Annotated in this window: 13 protein-coding genes; 7 read left to right on the forward strand and 6 right to left on the reverse strand. The window is 72.8% G+C overall.

Annotation, left to right across the window (positions count from 1 at the left end):
• The first annotated feature begins 26 nt into the window (after positions 1-26).
• Both rpsR and rplI read left to right on the forward strand, forming a co-directional pair.
• Positions 27-266: a 30S ribosomal protein S18 gene (rpsR, locus tag AB0C17_RS19275; RefSeq protein WP_007073789.1), complete on the forward strand. Its 240-nt coding sequence runs from the start codon at positions 27-29 to the stop codon at positions 264-266.
• A 14-nt stretch (positions 267-280) separates the two neighbouring features.
• Positions 281-727 carry a 50S ribosomal protein L9 gene (gene rplI / locus AB0C17_RS19280; protein WP_357382105.1) on the forward strand — a complete coding sequence of 149 codons (447 nt, stop codon included), beginning with the start codon at positions 281-283 and terminating at the stop codon, positions 725-727.
• A 94-nt stretch (positions 728-821) separates the two neighbouring features.
• On the opposite strand, the gene AB0C17_RS19285 is transcribed toward rplI, so the two are convergent.
• Complete coding sequence (locus AB0C17_RS19285) at positions 822-2528, reverse strand: hypothetical protein (RefSeq protein ID WP_357479649.1); 1707 nt, start codon at positions 2526-2528, stop codon at positions 822-824.
• A 397-nt stretch (positions 2529-2925) separates the two neighbouring features.
• Here AB0C17_RS19285 and dnaB point away from each other — a divergent pair, with 397 nt between their 5' ends.
• Positions 2926-5577 (forward strand): replicative DNA helicase, encoded by a 2652-nt coding sequence (dnaB, locus tag AB0C17_RS19290; RefSeq protein ID WP_357479652.1) that lies wholly within the window; start codon positions 2926-2928, stop codon positions 5575-5577.
• Positions 5578-5583: 6 nt separating this feature from the next.
• Here dnaB and AB0C17_RS19295 read toward each other — a convergent pair whose 3' ends face one another.
• The 5 genes from AB0C17_RS19295 to AB0C17_RS19315 form a co-directional block, all read right to left on the reverse strand.
• Complete coding sequence (locus AB0C17_RS19295; RefSeq protein WP_357479654.1) at positions 5584-6264, reverse strand: maleylpyruvate isomerase N-terminal domain-containing protein; 681 nt, start codon at positions 6262-6264, stop codon at positions 5584-5586.
• A 94-nt stretch (positions 6265-6358) separates the two neighbouring features.
• A complete protein-coding gene (locus tag AB0C17_RS19300; protein WP_357479657.1) occupies positions 6359-6754 on the reverse strand; it encodes a zf-TFIIB domain-containing protein in 396 nt (131 codons plus the stop codon).
• Between the two features lie 23 nt (positions 6755-6777).
• Positions 6778-7410 carry a phosphoribosyltransferase gene (locus AB0C17_RS19305; RefSeq protein WP_357382095.1) on the reverse strand — a complete coding sequence of 211 codons (633 nt, stop codon included), beginning with the start codon at positions 7408-7410 and terminating at the stop codon, positions 6778-6780.
• Complete coding sequence (locus AB0C17_RS19310) at positions 7407-8750, reverse strand: glycosyltransferase family 87 protein (protein ID WP_357479660.1); 1344 nt, start codon at positions 8748-8750, stop codon at positions 7407-7409. The genes AB0C17_RS19305 and AB0C17_RS19310 overlap by 4 nt, the downstream gene beginning before the upstream one ends.
• 40 nt (positions 8751-8790) lie before the next feature.
• A complete protein-coding gene (locus tag AB0C17_RS19315) occupies positions 8791-11328 on the reverse strand; it encodes a bifunctional diguanylate cyclase/phosphodiesterase (protein ID WP_357382091.1) in 2538 nt (845 codons plus the stop codon).
• 468 nt (positions 11329-11796) lie between these two features.
• Between AB0C17_RS19315 and AB0C17_RS19320 the strand changes: the two genes are divergently transcribed.
• From AB0C17_RS19320 to AB0C17_RS19335, 4 genes are all read left to right on the forward strand, one after another.
• On the forward strand, positions 11797-14865 hold the full coding sequence (locus AB0C17_RS19320; RefSeq protein WP_357470697.1) for a BTAD domain-containing putative transcriptional regulator: 3069 nt from the start codon (positions 11797-11799) through the stop codon (positions 14863-14865).
• A 236-nt stretch (positions 14866-15101) separates the two neighbouring features.
• Positions 15102-15593, forward strand: coding sequence for a cyclic pyranopterin monophosphate synthase MoaC (gene moaC / locus AB0C17_RS19325; protein WP_357382087.1), 492 nt, complete (start codon positions 15102-15104; stop codon positions 15591-15593).
• Complete coding sequence (locus AB0C17_RS19330) at positions 15590-16060, forward strand: MogA/MoaB family molybdenum cofactor biosynthesis protein (RefSeq protein WP_357382085.1); 471 nt, start codon at positions 15590-15592, stop codon at positions 16058-16060. The genes moaC and AB0C17_RS19330 overlap by 4 nt, the downstream gene beginning before the upstream one ends.
• Before the next feature lie 37 nt (positions 16061-16097).
• Positions 16098-17357, forward strand: coding sequence for a molybdopterin molybdotransferase MoeA (locus AB0C17_RS19335; RefSeq protein WP_357470700.1), 1260 nt, complete (start codon positions 16098-16100; stop codon positions 17355-17357).
• Positions 17358-17362: the final 5 nt, after the last annotated feature.

Raw genomic sequence — 17362 nt, forward strand, 5'->3', positions numbered from 1 at the left:
GCGATCGCAAACCAGGAGCAAGAGCAATGGCGAAGGCTGCGGCACTGCGCAAGCCGAAGAAGAAGGTGAACCCGCTCGACAAGGACGGGATCACCTATATCGATTACAAGGACACCGCGCTGCTGCGCAAGTTCATCTCCGACCGCGGCAAGATCCGCGCTCGGCGGGTGACCGGCGTGACCTCGCAGCAGCAGCGGCAGATCGCCCGTGCGGTCAAGAACGCCCGTGAGATGGCGCTCCTGCCCTACACGGCCACGGCCCGCTGAGAGGAGGCACGGACATGAAGATCATCCTGACTCAGGAGGTGTCCGGCCTCGGCTCTCCGGGCGACATCGTCGAGGTGAAGGACGGCTTCGGCCGTAACTACCTGCTGCCGCAGGGCTTCGCGATCGCCTGGACCAAGGGCGCGGAGAAGCAGGTCACGGTCATCAAGCGGGCCCGGTCGGCCCGCGAGATCCGCGACCTCGGCCACGCCACCGAGGTGAAGACCCAGGTCGAGGGCCTGAAGGTCAACCTGAAGGCCCGCGCCGGCGACGGCGGCCGGCTCTTCGGCTCGGTCACCCCGGCCGAGATCGTCGACGCCGTCAAGGCCGCCGGCGGCCCGACCCTGGACCGCCGCCGGCTGGAGATGCCCGGCCACATCAAGGCGCTCGGCTCCTACCCGGTCAGCATCCGGCTGCACCCCGAGGTGACCGCCAAGTTCGACCTGAACGTGGTCAAGGGCTGACACCCGAAGCACGACGTGAAAGGCCCGCACCGCTTGCCGGTGCGGGCCTTTCAGCATCCCCGGCGCTCGGCCGGAGTCGCTCGACGCAAGCCGCTCAACCGAGCGGCTTGCCCGTCACCGCGCTGATCACCACCGTGGACAGCCCACCACCCACCACCGCGGCCGCCAGCGCCACCGTGGCCGACCGCCACGTCGTCCCGACCTGCCGCAACAACACCGCCACCACCAGACTGCTCACCATCGCCAACCCGAACCGCGGTGCCGCCGACAGCAACGACTCCAGCGCGTGCGCGCGCGGGGAATCACAGCCGCCACCGGTGATGTCCGTGACGCACCCCGCCGGAGGCTGACCACTCAGGAGCAGCAGACCGACCACCAGCAGCACCGCCGGCACCAGATAACACGCCGCCGTGTAGACGAGCGGACGCAACGGGCCACCCGGATCCGGATCCAGCAGGTCGTCTTCCAGCCGCCGGCCCCACGAACCGCCGCCGATCGTCTCCACCCGCCGCCGCAACGTCGACGGCGCCGGCTCCACCGGGCGACGACGAGGCGCGGGCGCGGTACGCGGACGCGGCGCCGAGTACGCCACCGCAGGTGAACGCGGGGCCGTCGACGGCGTCTCCATCCAGCGCGGATCGTCACCCGAGAGGCGGGTACCCGACCAGAACGCCTCGGCCCGCTCCGGCGACGCCCAGCCCTCCCGCACCGGCGGCACCGAACGGTCCCACGGATCGGCATCCGCGTACCGGTCGTCGGTGTCCCGCACCGGCTCCATGAAACCCGTGTCGGTGAACCGGTCCCACTCACCGGTGTGCTCGGTACGGTCCCACCGGCTCTCCACCCGGCCCCGGCCGCTCGCGGGCACCGGCCGGTCCCAGGCATGCAGCCCGGACGCGTCCCACGGATCCACAGCGGGCGGGTCCACCGGCTCACGCCCGGCCGCCCGGCGACGCTGCCACGGATCCGCCGTCGGCCGCGACCGGGCCGACTCCGGCTCCGCCGCCTTCGCGGACGCCGCCGTCCGTCCCCAGGCCGACTCCGGCTCCGCCGCCTTCGCGGTCTCCGTCGCCCGTCCCCAGGTGGCCTCCCGCTCCGCGGCCCTCGACGGCGACCAGCCCGCATCCGGCGCCGCCGCCGGCCACTCGGCATCCGACGCCGACGGGGACCACGCGCCGTCCGAAGCCGCCGACCGCGACCAGGCGGAGTCCGACCCCGCCGGCGGCGGCCAGGAGGAACCCGACGCCGGCCGGCGCCGCCGACCCGTCGGCAGCCCACCCTCCGGCCCGGCCGGCCGTTCGCCCGAACCCGTCGGCTCCGGCAGCCCCGACCAGGTCACCTGCGGCCGGCGCGTCGCCGCGCGACGCGGACGACTCCGGGGCACCGCCCCCGACACCGGCTCGTCGTCCTGGTCCGCCCGCCGGTTACCCACGTACCCCCGCTCCTGCGGGGCGTCCATCGTCCACTCGGCGGTGTGATCCGACAGCGGACCCGCACCGATCGCGCGCAGATCCCGCCGGGCACTTCCCGAGGTGGGCGGCTCCACCTCGTCGTCGTCCGGCGCGGCATGCCGCCCGCCGCCGTCCGCGCGACTCACCCCGGATTCCAGCGCCCAGCGAGGAAGGTACGTCTCCACCGGCTCGTCCTGGCCACGCTCGATCGCCCGCCGCCGGCTCGCCGTGCGGCGGCCCTCCGGCGCGTACGAGTCGACCCGGCGCCGGCCGGCGGGCTCGTCCCAGGAACCGCTCGGCCGTCGCTCGCGCGGGCTGTCCTCCCCGCTTCCCCAGTCCCGGTGTCTCACGGCCGGAGCGTGACCTCTCTCAACCCGAAAGTAAACCCGCTGTCCCAGGTGTCGCCGTTCGCAGCGATAGTACGGGACGAACGACGACAAAGCTCAGCCGGAAATCTTTCGTCCACAGGGTGGGGATATGAAAAGCCCAGGTCAGGGGCGATAAGCCCGGAATTCCTCATCACTTATCCACACCCCTGTGCACACCCTGCGCACAGGGGTGTGCACCGGCGTCCACAGGTTGTCCCGAGGCTCATCCACCGGCCTTGTTGAGCGGCTGACCTCGGGTTCCGTATCGTTGTCCCCCGACCGCCGGGCGATGACCCCCGATCGACCGGAGGGTCGGCGCAGAGTTGTCACACCCGGGCGATAGAGCTGGACTCGATCCGACGCAGCGAGGGGGGAACCCGTGTCGGTCACCGACGAGACGCGTGCGGAACGGACCGGGGGGCAATCGCCCGAGCCGCCGCCGCGCGATGCGCCGTTCGAGAAGACACCACCGCAGGACGTCGCCGCCGAGCAGTGCGTACTCGGCGGCATGCTGCTCTCCAAGGACGCCATCGCCGACGTCGTGGAGATCCTGAAGACAAACGACTTCTACCGCCCGGTCCACGCCACCATCTTCGACGCGATCCTCGACATCTACGGACGCGGCGAACCGGCCGACCCGATCACCGTGGCGGCCGCGCTCGCCGACTCCGGCGACCTCGCCCGGATCGGCGGTGCCCCCTACCTGCACACGCTCATCGCGAGCGTGCCCACCGCCGCGAACGCCGCCTACTACGCCCGCATCGTCGGCGAACGGGCAGTGCTCCGCCGGCTGGTCGAGGCCGGCACCCGGATCGTGCAGCTCGGCTACGGCACCGGCCCGAGCGGCAGCCGCGACGTCGACGACATCGTCGACCTCGCTCAGCAGGCCGTCTACGAGATCACCGAGAAGCGCGTCAGCGAGGACTTCGCCGTCCTGGCCGACATGCTCCAGCCGACGCTCGACGAGATCGAGGCGGTCGGCGCCCAGGGCGGGGTGATGACGGGCGTGCCGACCGGGTTCACCGACCTCGACCGCCTGCTCAACGGCCTGCACGCCGGCCAGCTCATCATCGTGGCCGGCCGGCCTGGTCTCGGTAAGGCGCTCGCACTCGACACCCCGCTGCCCACCCCGCAGGGCTGGACCACAATGGGTGAGGTGCGCGTCGGCGAGCAGCTCCTCGCCGCGGACGGCACCCCGACGACGATCACCAACGTCTTCGACGTGATGTACGACCGCCCCTGCTACGAGGTCGAGTTCTCCGACGGAAGCGTCATCGTGGCGGACGCCGAGCACCTGTGGAAGACCAACACCCGCGCCAGCCGAAGCCAGCCGGAGGCACGCCGACGGCACCACTGGGCCGAGCCGGCGTTGGCGAAGGTACGGGCGGCCGAGGCGACCGCATCCGCCGAACCGCACCGCCTGGTCACTCTCGCCGAAACCCTGGAACAGGTCGGCCCGGAATTCCGCAACGTGCTTCACACGGTGGCGCAGACGGTGGGTTCCAACGGCAAGGTCGCCCGCCCGGTGACCCGGGCCGGCAAGACACGCAACTGGACGGCTCCGGGCTACCCGGTGGGCGCGTTGATCTCCGGCCTCGGTGCACGCGCGGAACGACCGGTGAACGCCGGCAGCCGCGCCGAGCATGACGGGATCGTCACGACGGCGCAGATCGCGGCCACGCTACGTACCGAGACGGCCGACCGCCGTCTCAACCACGCCGTGCGGAACTGCGCACCGCTCCGACTTCCGGAACGCGACCTGGCCGTCCCGCCGTACACCCTCGGGGTGTGGCTCGGCGACGGGCACACCGGGGCCAGCCGCTTCACCACCGCGGACGCGGAGATGCTCGACCTCGTGGCCCAGGACGGCTTCCTGCTCCGCGAAGTCGGGGTGGCCTACGACAAGCACATTCCGGACGCCTATCTACGCGCCTCCGAAACCCAGCGCCGGGCGTTGCTCGCCGGTCTCATGGACACCGACGGCACCGTGGCGCCGACCGGGAACCTGCGGTACACGTCCACCTCGCGGCGTTTGATCGACGGCGTACGGGAACTCGTCGTCAGCCTTGGCTATCGGTGCACCATGACCGAGCGCAAGGTGCGCGGCCGTACCGAGGAATCGTCGATCGCGTACACGCTGAACTTCTCCACGCCGGACCCGGTCTTCCGGCTGGACCGGAAGCGGACCGCCCATGCGGCCCGGCGCCGGACGCTCTCGGACGTCCGCTCCCACTCGCGTTTCATCGTGGACGTCCGTCCGGTGCCGAGCGTTCCGGTGCGCTGCGTGACTGTCGACAATCCCGACCATCTGTATCTGGCGGGCCGCTCGATGATCCCGACGCACAACAGCACGGCGAGTATGGACTTCGCCCGAAACGCGGCTATCCGCGCCAACCAGGCGTCGGCGATCTTTTCGCTGGAGATGAGCAAGGTCGAGATCGTCATGCGACTCCTCTCGGCCGAGGCGCGCGTACCGCTGCACGTGCTGCGCAGCGGGCAGCTCTCCGACGACGACTGGACCAAGCTGGCCCGCTGCATGGGCGAGATCAGCGAGGCGCCGCTCTTCGTCGACGACACGCCGAGCATGAACCTCATGGAGATCCGGGCGAAGGCGCGGCGGCTCAAGCAGAAGCACGACCTGAAGCTGATCGTCGTCGACTATCTCCAGCTGATGACCTCGCCGAAGCGCACCGAGAGCCGGCAGCAGGAGGTCGCGGACCTGTCCCGTGGCCTGAAGCTGCTGGCCAAGGAGGTCGAGTGCCCGGTGATCGCCGTGAGTCAGCTGAACCGTGGTCCCGAGCAGCGCACTGACAAGCGGCCGCAATTGTCCGACTTGCGGGAATCCGGGTCTATTGAGCAAGATGCGGACGTTGTCATTCTTTTGCACCGAGATGACTACTATGACAAGGAGTCGCCGCGAGCGGGCGAGGCGGACTTCATCATCGCCAAGCACAGAAACGGGCCCACCGACACCGTGACGGTCGCGGCGCAGCTGCACCTGTCGCGCTTCGTGGACATGGCGATCGTCTGAGCGGCGTCAGCCGAGCAGCGGGAACCAGCCGGCGGCCTCGCCCAGCTCCAGCCGGTCCCGGTCGGTGAGCGGCACCCGTCCCGCCGCCTTCAGCAGGTATTCGTGGTCGTCCCAGCCGGCCGGACGCACCGCGTCGTCACTGAGCAGGCCGTCCATGGTGGTCGCCGCGACCCGCGTCGGGTCCGCCGCCGGTCGCGGCGCGTCCGGCAGGTCCACCACCAGGTCCAGGTGATGGATGACCGCCTCGGTGGTCAGGGTGGCGAGCAGATGGGGTACGCGCAGCACGTGGCCCTGCGTGGTCACGTACCCGTCGGGGTCGGCTGCGGTCGCCGCGCGGACGGCGGCGGGCGCGGTGTCGGTCCAGAGGCGGACCACGCCGGTAGGCCGGTCGAAGGCGACGGCGGAGCGGCGTGCCCACCAGGCGTGCCGGGCGTTCGTGTCGTCGTCGGCGGGTGTGAACGCGCGCCAGTAGCTGACGTCGTCCACGTCGGCCGGTCCGGGTGCGGGGCTGGCCAGGGCGACGAGTGCTCGCTGGGCGTCGCAGAGCACGTGGAAGAGCAGGTCGGCGACGAGCCAGCCGCGGCACCGGGTGGGCAGTTGCAGGCCGGCGTCGTCGAGCGGGGTGACCACGGCGGTGATGCCGTCGTACGCCTGGGCCAGCGCCTCGTGCTGCCGGATCGGGCTCATTCCGTGCAGCCTGCCACGCTGTGGCGGGTGCGGCACGCCGACGAGCGCGCCGGGTCGGTGTGGTGCACCGGCCCGGCGTGCGTGTGGTCGGCGGTCAGTCGAACAGTTCGCCGAGGAAGCCGTGCTTCTTCTTGCGCCGGTAGTGGCCGTGGTAGCCGTAGTGCTGCTGCTGACCGTGGCCGTACGCGGGCTGCGCGTAGCCGTGGCCGGGCGGCGGCGGAGGAGGGGGCGGGGGGACGGCGCCGTAGCCGGGCTGGTGCGGCGCGGCGGCGGGCGGGGGCGGGGGCGGTGGGTAGCCGGCACCGGTCGGCGCGGTCTGCTGCGGAGCGCCGCCGTGCTGCCGGTTCCAGTTGGCCTCGGCGTCGAACAGCTTCTCCAGCTCGCCGCGGTCGAGGAAGATGCCGCGGCATTCGCCGCACTGGTCGATGACTACTCCGCTGCGCTCGTACTGGCGCATTTCTCCCCGGCACTTGGGACAGGTCATCTGCATGACAACGAAGGTACCGGGTGTTCTCACGCGGGGGCGGTCAGCGCCTGCGTGACCTCGTCGTCGGAGACCTCGTGGAAGTCCTCGTAGTACGCGCCGACGGCGGCGAAGTCGTGCGGGAGTTGGCAGCTCACGACCGTGTCGGCGTCGGCGGCGAGCATGTCGTACGCCTGCTCGGAGCCGACCGGGACGGCGACGAGGACGCGGGCGGCGCCGAGGTGGCGGGCGACCTGGACGGCGGCGCGGGCGGTGGCGCCGGTGGCGAGCCCGTCGTCGACGATGACGGCGGTGCGTCCGGTGAGGTCCAGTGGTGGCCGGCCGCCTCGGTAGCGCTGTTCGCGGCGTTCCAGTTCGGCCTGTTCGCGGCGGCGGACCTGGGCCCTGTCGTTCTCGCTGATCCGGCCGGCGACCATCTCGTTGAGGACCTGCACGCCGCCGGGGCCGAGTGCGCCGTACGCGACCTCGGGCGCCCAGGGCACGCCGAGCTTGCGGACGACGAGCACGTCGAGTGGTGCGCCGAGCCGGTCGGCGACCACCCGGGCGACGGGTATGCCGCCGCGTACCAGGCCGAGCACGATGACGTCGGGTCGGCCGGCGAGGTCGGTGAGTCGCTCGGCGAGTTCCCGTCCCGCCTCGGCCCGGTCGCGGTAGGTGGTCATTCCTCAGGTGTACGCCTTCGGGCCCCCTCGCGCGGGGCGGTTGCCGGGAATGCCGCCGGGTCGCCCGGTCGGGTGAGCGCCAGTGCGGGGGCGAGGACGAGCAGGGCGGCCGGGTAGAGCAGGTAGCCGAAGCGGGTGGAGGGCATCAGCAGGATCGCGGCGAGCAGCCCGTACCCGCAGATGAGCGCCGTGGCGGCGGCGGTGCGGGGCGGGCGGCGCAGCAGCCGGACGGCGATGGCTCCTCCGGCGGCGACGAGCAGCGCGGCGGCGACGGCGCGTCCGGCGGGGAGGGTCTCGGCGATGAGGTGCCCGGGGAACGGCGACTGGGCGGGGCTGGTGACGAGGCCGTGGCCGAGGGGGAAGCGAAGCACGTTCTCGACGAGGGCGTCGCGGTCGACGAGCAGTACCGGGAGCAGGGCGAGGACGGGGAGGCCGAGGGCGCCGAGGGCGGTGCGGGGCGCGGCCCGGCGGGTGGCGGCCCAGCAGATCAGGACGACGGCGACCGGCCAGGCGAGGAGTTTCAGCGCGCCGGCGACGCCGACGGCGAGGCCGGCGCGGCCGGGTCGTCCGGTGGCGGCGAGCGCGAGGGCGAGCAGGCAGAGCGCGAGTACGGGGAGGTCGTCGCCGCCGGTGGCGAGGGTGAGCGCGCAGACGGGCAGGACGGTGGCGGCCTGGACGGCGCGCAGGACGGCGGCGTCGCGGCGGGGTGCGGCGGGGCCGCCGTGTGCGCGCAGCGTGGCGACGAGGGCGACGAGGGTGAGTGCGGTGACCACTGCGAACCAGACGCGGGAGTCGGTCCACCAGGCGTCCACGGCGGCTCTGGGCAGTCCGAACAGTGCCATGCCGGGCTGGTAGGGGGTGTAGCCGAGGAGTTGCTCGCCGGGGGGCAGGGCGGCGATGGCGTCGGGTCCGAGGTAGGGGGTGCCGTGCTCGGCGAGGCGGGTGCCGGCGTGTTCGACGACGATCACCTCCTCCTGGGCGCGGTCGGTGCGTCCGGCGGCGCGTTCGACGCTCTGCGTGACGACGGGCAGCAGCGCGGTGGTGGCCCAGGTGAGGGCGGTGATGGCCCACCGTGCGGGCAGGCGGGCCAGGGTGGTGCCGGGGTCGCGGCGGCGGGCGAGCAGTTGGGTGGTGGCGGCGAGCGCGGCGAGCGCGTACCCGATGGTGGCGACGGCTCCCCAGGCGCGGTGCGGCGGGAGCGTGGAGGTGGCGGCGGTGATCGCGGCGAAGGCGGTGGCGGCGGCGTAGAGGCCCAGGTCGAGGGCGAGGCCGCCGGCTGCGGTGTCGAGCGCCGACCAGCGGCGGGAGAGGGCGGTCGGTGGGTCGGCGAGGGCGGTCACGCGGGCCAGTCTGGCAGACCTGTGGTGTGTCCCGGCCGGGTCAGGGTTGCCGGGCGTCGCCGGTGGCGGCGGGGGGTGACGGGCGGGTGCGGCCGGTGCGGCGGCCGGGGAGGCGGATCACGGCGCCGGCGTCGTGCAGTGCCGGTGCGAGCGCGCCGGTCCGGCCGCCGTGGCCGCGTTGGAGGGTGGCGAGCAGCGCGGCGGCGGGCAGTGGCCGGGCGAACAGGTGGCCCTGCCCGGCGGCGCAGCCGAGTTCCCAGAGCGCGCGGCGTTGCGGTTCGCTCTCCACGCCCTCGGCGACGACTGTGAGGTCGAGGCTGCGGCCGAGGTCGAGGGTGGAGCGGATGACGGCGGCGGCTTCGGGGGCGGTCTCCATCGCGCCGACAAAGCTGCGGTCGATCTTCAATTCGTGTACGGGGATGCGGGAGAGCAGGGAGAGCGACGAGTATCCGGTGCCGAAGTCGTCGAGTGCCAGCCGGACGCCGGAGTCACGTAGCCGGCTGAGGACGCGGTCGACGACGTCGAGTTGGCTGAGTGTGAGTGTCTCGGTGAGTTCCAGCACGAGCCGGTCCGGCGGGAGGTCGTGGGCGCGTAGCCGGGCCAGCACCGCGCCGGGGAAGCGGGCGTCGAGGAGGCTGCGCGGGGACACGTTCACCGAGACGGGCAGGTCGAAGCCGGCGTCGCGCCAGGAGCCGGCGGCGATGAGCGCCTGGTCGAGGATGGCCTCGGCGAACGCGGGGAGCAGCCCGGAGCGTTCCACCGCTTCGAGGAACCGCAGCGGGTCGATGAGTCCGTGGGTGGGGTGGTGCCAGCGGGCCAGGGCTTCGGCGCCGATCACCTGGCCGCTGCCGAGGTCGACGATGGGCTGGAAGTTGACAGTGAATTCGTGGTCGGCGACGGCGCGGGGCAGTTCGCCGCCGAGGGTGAGCCGGCTCAGGTCGGCGGTGTCGCGGGCGGGGGCGTAGGTGGCGACCCGTTGGCCGGCGCGTTTGGCCTGGTACATGGCCACGTCGGCGCGGCGTAGCAGTTCCGCCATGCCGCCGGTGGCGGGGGCGACGGCGATGCCGCCGCTGGCCTCGACGCTGATCCGCATGCCGTCGAGGTCGAGCGGGTCGTGCAGCGCCGCGAGCAGGGCTTCGGCGCGGTGCGCGGCGACGGCCGGGGCGGGCAGGCCGCGCAGCAGTACGGCGAACTCGTCGCCGCCGAGCCGGGCGACGAGGTCGTCGGGGCGGGCCGCGCCGCGCAGCCGTTCGGCGACCTGGATGAGCACCCGGTCGCCGGCGCCGTGGCCGAGGGTGTCGTTCACTTCCTTGAAGTGGTTGAGGTCGATCAGCACCAGGGCGGTGACGCCGTCGGCGTGCCGGGTGGTGAGCTGGGCGCCGCCCTCGTCGAGCAGGTGGCGGCGGTTGGACAGGCCGGTGAGGGCGTCGTGGGTGGCGGCGTAGGCGTGGTCCTCGGCGATGCGGGCGAGTTCGGCGTACGCCTGGGCGTTGCGGACGGCGGTGCAGAGGGCGGAGGCGAAGGTGCGCAGCGTGTACTGCTCTCGTTCGGAGAGTTCGACCGGCCCGGCGAACCGTAGCCGCAGCACGCCGACATCGACGGTCCGGTCGTGGCCTTCGAGGCGGTTGGTCAGTACCGAACCTTCGATTGTGCTGGGTTCGCCGGCCGGGCCACGGTAGGTGATCGCTCCGCCGACGCCGCGTACCACCAGCGCTTCCTCACGTAGTTCGATTTCCACCTCGTCGGCGGAGAACAGCTCGGTCGCCTGTGTGACGGCTGTCGTGAGCACCCGATTGAGATCGACTACATTCAATGCGTCAGTCGTCCGGGCCAGCCGTTGCCAGGCTTCCCGTTCGGCGCGATTGCGAAGCCGGCTGGAGTAGGCGAGATGCAGGCTCAGCACGAGAGGCGGTACGACGATCAGGAAGGTCGGGTCGATCCGGAGGATGAGCAGCGTGCACAGGATCACCGAGAAGCGGGCGAGCACGCTCGCCAGCCGGAGGTCCCACTGCTCCCGGAAGCGCTTGCGGATCGGTGTTCCGGTCGCGAAGGCGAGGACCGGGAAGGTGAGCAGCTCGTCGAGGGCGACGACTGTCACGTAGGCCAGCACCAGGGCGGGCAGCGAGCGGCTGATCGGGCCGGACCAGGGCCAGGACCAGCCGGCGGCGACGAGGACCAGGCCTCCGGCCGCCGCCAGCGTCATCTCCTTGGCGATGCCGAAGACCAGCTTGATCGGGGGGAGGCGGCCGATGAGGCGGGTGATGGCGACACCGACGCCGGTGGCGATGACGACCCATGGCACGGGTGCGACGGCGAGCCCGATCACGGTGGCCGCGTCCGTCCAGGAAACGCCGTGGGTGGTGGCACGAATGCGGATTCGCACATTCACCGTCGCGGCCGCGGCGACCAGAAAGGTGATCGTCGCCGCGCGGGTGACGTCCTTCCGGGTGGCCAGGTCGCCGGCGCCGATCAGGTGGATGCTCACCAGCGTGGCCAGCCCGGCCAGAAACACGACGAGACCGACAAGCAGCAAGAGCCGCCGATCGGTCCCATTGTCGCGTGCGTGGGCGCGAGTCACGTGGTCTGCCTCCACCGCGCTCGTTCGTAGCTGAGCGTGTGTCCGTACTGTACGGCCCGCTCAGGCGCCCTCGGAAGTTCGCTTCACAGCCAGTCGTTGCCGCGCATGGCCTCGCCCCTTCGTTCGACCCCCGGAACCGGCGCCAGCCGGCCCATCCGACGTCGAACATGTTATGGCTTTTAGGCCCGGATACATCCATTAGATGTCCATATGCGCATATTGCGCCAATGCACCTGGTTCTTGTTACGCTCGGTCTTTGAGTGGAGACTGAACGCATATTCAGTGCGTGCTTTCAAGTGGGATTATCAAGCTCTTCCTCACCGGGTGTCTGTAGCCGTTCGGTTTCCCCTTGCGTAACATCCGCCACGACAACTCACAGAAAAAGCCTCGTCGCTCTCCGGCACCGGAACGTCGGCAGAGTATTGGGTGCTATCTTCCGTAAGTCTGCATTTCGCATGGTCCACACGGGTGCGGGTAAAGGGATTCGCCGCGTTCGTCGCGCGGGGGGAACAGTTGGTGGATATCCGGCTGCTGGGTGTGCCGGAGGTGTGGCAGGGCTCCGATCCCCTGCCGCTCGGCACGCCCAAGCAGCAGACGGCGCTGGCGGTGCTGGTGCTGCACGCCGGTCACCTGGTCACCGTCGACACCCTCGTCGATGAACTGTGGCCCGACGACCCACCCCGTTCCGCCCTGGCGAACGTGCGGACCTACGTGGGCAACCTCCGGCGGACGTTCGACCGGCACCACGGGCCGATCCTGGTGCGGCTCGCCGGCGGCTACCGCCTGGACGTGGCCGACGAGCGGGTGGACGTACGTCGGTTCGAGCACCTGACCGGCGACGCGGCCTCGGCCTGGTCGGACGGGCGGCACGAGCGGGCCGACGAACTGCTCCGCCAGGGCGAATGCCTGTGGCGCGGCCCTCTGGTGGCAGGCCTGCGGGTGGGGCCGGTCCTGTCGGCACGCCGGGCGGCGCTGGAGGAGCAGCGGCTGGCGGCGATCGAACTCCGCGCGCGGCTCGACGTCGCACTCGGCCGCACCAGAGCGGCCATCGCCCTCCTCACCGACCACGTGACCAGCCATCCCTACCGGGAGCAGGCGCACGCGTTGCTGGCCGGCGCGCTGAAGGCGGACGGGGACGCCGGCGGCGCCCTCGCCGCCATCCACCGGGCCGAGTCGATCCTCACCCGGCAACTCGGCGTCGAGCCGGGACCCGAACTGCTCAGCCTGCGACGGTCCCTGCTGGGCACGGCCGCGGCACGCGCGGTCTCCCCGGCCGGGTCGGGCCGGGCGGGCGTGGACGCCCCGGACACGCGGCGGGTGCGCCCCCGCCACCTGCCGCGCGGCGGCGCCCCCTTCGTCGGACGGCGGGAACTCGTCGAGCGGACGCTGGCGGAGATGGGCTCGGCGGCCGGCGGGAGACCGGCCGTACGGGTGGTCGACGGTATGGCGGGCAGCGGCAAGACCCTCTTCGCGCTGCACCTGGCGCACCTGCTCGGCGACCGTTACCCGGACGGGCGACTCTTCATCGACCTGCGGGGCCACACCGAAGGGGCGCCGGTCGAACCGGGTGACGCGCTCACGGTGCTACTGCGCCAGCTGGAGGTGCCGGCCGCGCGGATCCCCGGAGATCACGAGGAACGCGCCGAACTGTGGCAGCGCGAGTTGCGGGGACGTCGCGTGGTCGTGGTGCTGGACAACGCGGCCGACAGCCGCCAGGTGCGCCCGCTCCTGCCCGCCGGCCCGGGACCGGCCGTCCTGGTCACCAGCCGCCGGAGGCTGTCGGTCAGCGACATCGGGCCGCCCGTCTCGCTGCCCGTGATGACCTCCGACGAGGCGGTGGAGCTTCTGGCGCGGACCGCCGGTGCGGAGCGGATCAGCGGGGAACCGGAGGCCGCGACCGAGGTGGTCCGCCGCTGCGGGCATCTGCCGCTGGCCGTCCGGCTGGCCGGCGGGTGGCTCGCCCACCGGCCGGCCTGGCGAGTCGCCGACCTGGCCCGGCGGCTCGAGGCCGGCGGTACGGTGCTGCGGCAGCTGGCGGTGGAGCAGCAGACCGTCGGTGGCGCCTTCTCCGCCTCGTACGAGCACCTGAGCGAACCCGTGAAGTGGCTGTTCCGGCTGGTCAGCATGCATCCCGGCGACTCCTTCGACGCGCGTACGGCCGCCGCGCTCGCCGGTTCCCCGCTCGAGGGCACCGAACGGATGCTCGACGACCTCCTCGACCGGCACCTGATCGAGGAGGTCACTCCCGGGCACTACGGGATGCACGACCTGATGCGTCAGTACTCGGCCGAACTCCTGCGCGAGTCGACGGACGCCGAGCGACGCCGCGAGGCGGCCGGGCGCCTGCTGGACCACGTCCTGCACCAGGTGGCCGTCCGGGCCGGCTCACTGGACCAGCAGGTGCTGGCCACCCACCTGCGCCTCGGGGCGCCGCTGCGTCCCGACCTGGTCGACGAGACCGACCGGGCCGACGTCGAATGGCTGGAACGGGAGCGGCCCAACCTCATCGCCCTGATCAGATTCGCCCTCGACGAGGAGCACCCCGGATACGCGTGGCGCCTGGCCCGGGCCATGTGGCGGTTCTGCTACATGCGGGGGTACTTCGAGGACATCGTCGCCACCCACCAGGCCGGCCTGACCGCCGCCGAGCGCACCGGCGACCGCGCGGCAGAGGCGGTGATGCACAACTACCTCGCGTCCGCGTACACCCGGACCGGCAGCTACCTGGACTCGCTGCGCCACCTCGAGGTGGCGGTGTCCATCTCCCGCGACCTGCACGACCGGCGCGGCGAGTACCGCTACCGGGCGAACCTCGTGGTCGTCAACTGGCTCACCGGCAACTCCGAGCGGGCGGTGAGCCTCGGGCGGCAGTTGCTGCGGGAGGACACGCGAGGCGCCGTCGACCCGATCTCGGCCCTGCCCAACCTGGGGTACGCGCTGACCGCGGTCGGGCGCTATCCCGAAGCGCTCCGGGCTCACCGGCAGCACCTGTTCCTGGCCCGGTGCCAGGGCAGCCTGTTCCACATGTCGAACGCGCTCGGGCACATCGCCTCGGTGGAGAACCGACTCGGGAACCACCGCAAGGCGGTGCGCCTGATCAAGGCGTCGCTGCGGCTGCGCGAGGAGACCGGGCACCGGTTCGGTGAGGCGGAGGCCCGCAACGACCTCGGCATCGCGTACCGCCGTCTGGGCCGGCTCGACGAAGCCCGCGTCCAGCACGAACTCTCGCTCGACCTGGCGCGGGACTCCAGTGACAGACATCTGCGGGCGGCCGCGTTGAACGACCTCGGCCTGACGCTGAGCGCCGCCGGGCACGCCGACCAGGCCAGGTCCATGCACCTGGAGGCCCTCGCCCTCGCCAACCGCATCGCGCATCCGTACGAGCAGGCCCGGGCCCTGAACGCGCTGGCCGACCATCTGTCCGTCACCGACCCCGCCGAGGCGGACCGCTACCGGCAGCGAGCGATGGCGATCTTCGAACGGACGGGCGCTCCCGAGCGCCACGACCTGCGCCGACAGCTCTCCGTCTCGGCCTGACCGCGGCTTATCGATTTCTTATCGCGGCGTTCGCTAGCGTCCCCCGCAACGGCCACGGGGAGGGTTCATCCCGGGGGAGCGGACCCGGCCGGACGGGACCCTCACCGCCGATTCCCAGACGAATCGGCGGTGGGCAGGCGAGGGAGGGGCGTCGTGCACCAGCAGCCGCTGCGGCGCCCTTCCCCGCCACCGGTCGGGTGCCGCGTCGTGTCGTACCCGGCGGATAGGGTCGGGCCGTGACCGAACCCGCGCAGCTCACCCACGTCGATCCGGCCGGCGCGGCCCGGATGGTCGACGTCTCCGCAAAGCCGGTCTCCGGCCGGCTCGCCGTCGCCGCCGGCCGCCTCCGCACCACGGCCGAGGTGGTGGAGCTGCTGCGCCGCGACGGCCTGCCCAAGGGCGACGCGCTCGCCGTCGGCCGCCTCGCCGGCATCATGGGGGCCAAGCGCACACCCGACCTGATCCCGCTCTGCCACCCGATCGCGCTGCACGGCGTCACCGTCGACCTCGACCTCACCGCCGACACGGTGGAGATCACCGCGACCGCGAGGACCGCCGACCGCACTGGCGTCGAGATGGAGGCGCTGACCGCGGTGGCGGTCGCCGGTCTCGCCCTGGTCGACATGGTCAAGGCGGTCGACCCGGCCGCCTCGGTGGACGCCGTCCGGGTGCTCCGCAAGGAGGGCGGCAAGACCGGCGAGTGGGTCCGGCCGGAGGACCGGCCGTGATCCGGGCCCGGGTGATCGTGGCGTCCAACCGGGCCGCCGCCGGGGTCTACGAGGACACCAGCGGCCCGCTGCTCGTGACCGGCCTGCGCGAGCTGGGGTGCGAGGTCGACGCTCCGGTGGTGGTGCCGGACGGCGAACCGGTCGGCGACGCCCTGCGGGCGGCCCGCGCCGACGGCGTCGACGTGGTGCTGACCAGCGGCGGCACCGGCATCACCCCGACCGACCGCACGCCCGAGGTGACCCGCGAGCTGCTCGACTACGAGATCCCCGGCATCGCCGAGGCGATTCGCGCGCACAGCCGCGACAGCGTGCCGACCGCCGCGCTGTCCCGAGGGCTGGCCGGGGTCGCCGGCCGGACGCTCGTGGTCAACCTGCCCGGTTCGCGCGGCGGCGCCCGCGACGGCCTGGCCGTGCTCGGGCCGATCCTGCGCCATGCCGTGGACCAGCTTCGCGGCGGTGACCACTGAACCCGCGAGGCACGTGCCCCGGCGCTAGGCTCGCCGGATGAGCACGGAAACCGAAGCCGCCGCAGCCGAGGCGGGCACGCCACCCCCGGCCGGGTGGGAGGAGGCCCGCTCCCGGGTGTACGCGGTGGGCCTGTCCGCCGCGCTGCCCGCTGTCGCCCGCCCGCTGGCCGAGGCCGACGGGCACACGCTGGCCGAGCCGTTGGGCACGCGCACCGACCTGCCGGCGTTCCCGACCTCCAGCGTGGACGGTTGGGCGGTGCGGGGTCCCGGGCCGTGGCGGGTGGTCGGGCGGGTGCTCGCCGGGCACACCGCGCCGCCGCTGGAGGCGGACGGTAGCACCGTGGAGATCGCCACCGGTGCGATGGTGCCCGAGGGCGCGACGGCGATCCTGCGGATCGAGGAGTCGACACGTACGGCGGACGGCCTGGTGTCCGGCACACCCCGCCCGGCGCCGGAGTGGCGGGAGCCGGGCGAGGAGGCGTACCTCGGGGAGGAGCTGTTGCCCGCCGGCACGCCGGTGGACCCGGCGGTGATCGGCCTGGCCGCCTCCTGCGGGCACGACACGCTGCGGGTCCGCCGCCCACCCCGGGCCGCGCTGCTGGTCTTCGGCGACGAACTGCTCACCTCGGGTCCGCCCGGCGCCGGGCGGGTCCGGGACGCGCTCGGCCCGTCGGTGCCGGGCTGGCTGCGCCGCTACGGCTGCCAGGTGCGCGCGGCCGACGTGGTCGGCCCGGTCGCCGACACGCTGCCCGCGCACGTCGCCGCGGTGCGGGGCGCGCTCGCCAACGCCGACCTGGTCTGCACCACCGGCGGCACCATGCACGGCCCGGTCGACCACCTGCACCCGACGCTGGAGGCGCTCGGCGCCGACTACGTGGTGAACACGGTGGCGGTGCGCCCGGGCTTCCCGATGCTGCTCGCCCGGCTGGTGGACGGCGACGGGCGGGTCCGGTTCGTGGCCGGCCTGCCCGGCAACCCGCAGTCAGCCGTGGTGGCGCTCGTGTCGCTCGTCGCGCCGCTGCTCGCCGGTCTCACCGGCCGGCCGATGCCGGTGCTGCCACACGTGACGCTCGCCGAGCCGGTTGCCGGGCGCGGTCGCTACACCCATCTGGCGCTGGCCCGCTGGGACCGGGTCGCCGGGACGGCGTACCCGGTGCGGCACGTGGGCTCGGCGATGCTGCGCGGGCTGGCCGGCGCGGACGGCTTCGCGGTGATCCGGCCCGGCACCAGCGGCGCGGCCGGCGACCGGGTGCCGTTCGTGCCGCTGCCGCTGACCCCGGGGGAGCGATTCGGGTGAGCGCG

Origin of the sequence: Micromonospora sp. NPDC048887 (assembly GCF_040649715.1) — a bacterium.
GTDB lineage: Bacteria > Actinomycetota > Actinomycetes > Mycobacteriales > Micromonosporaceae > Micromonospora.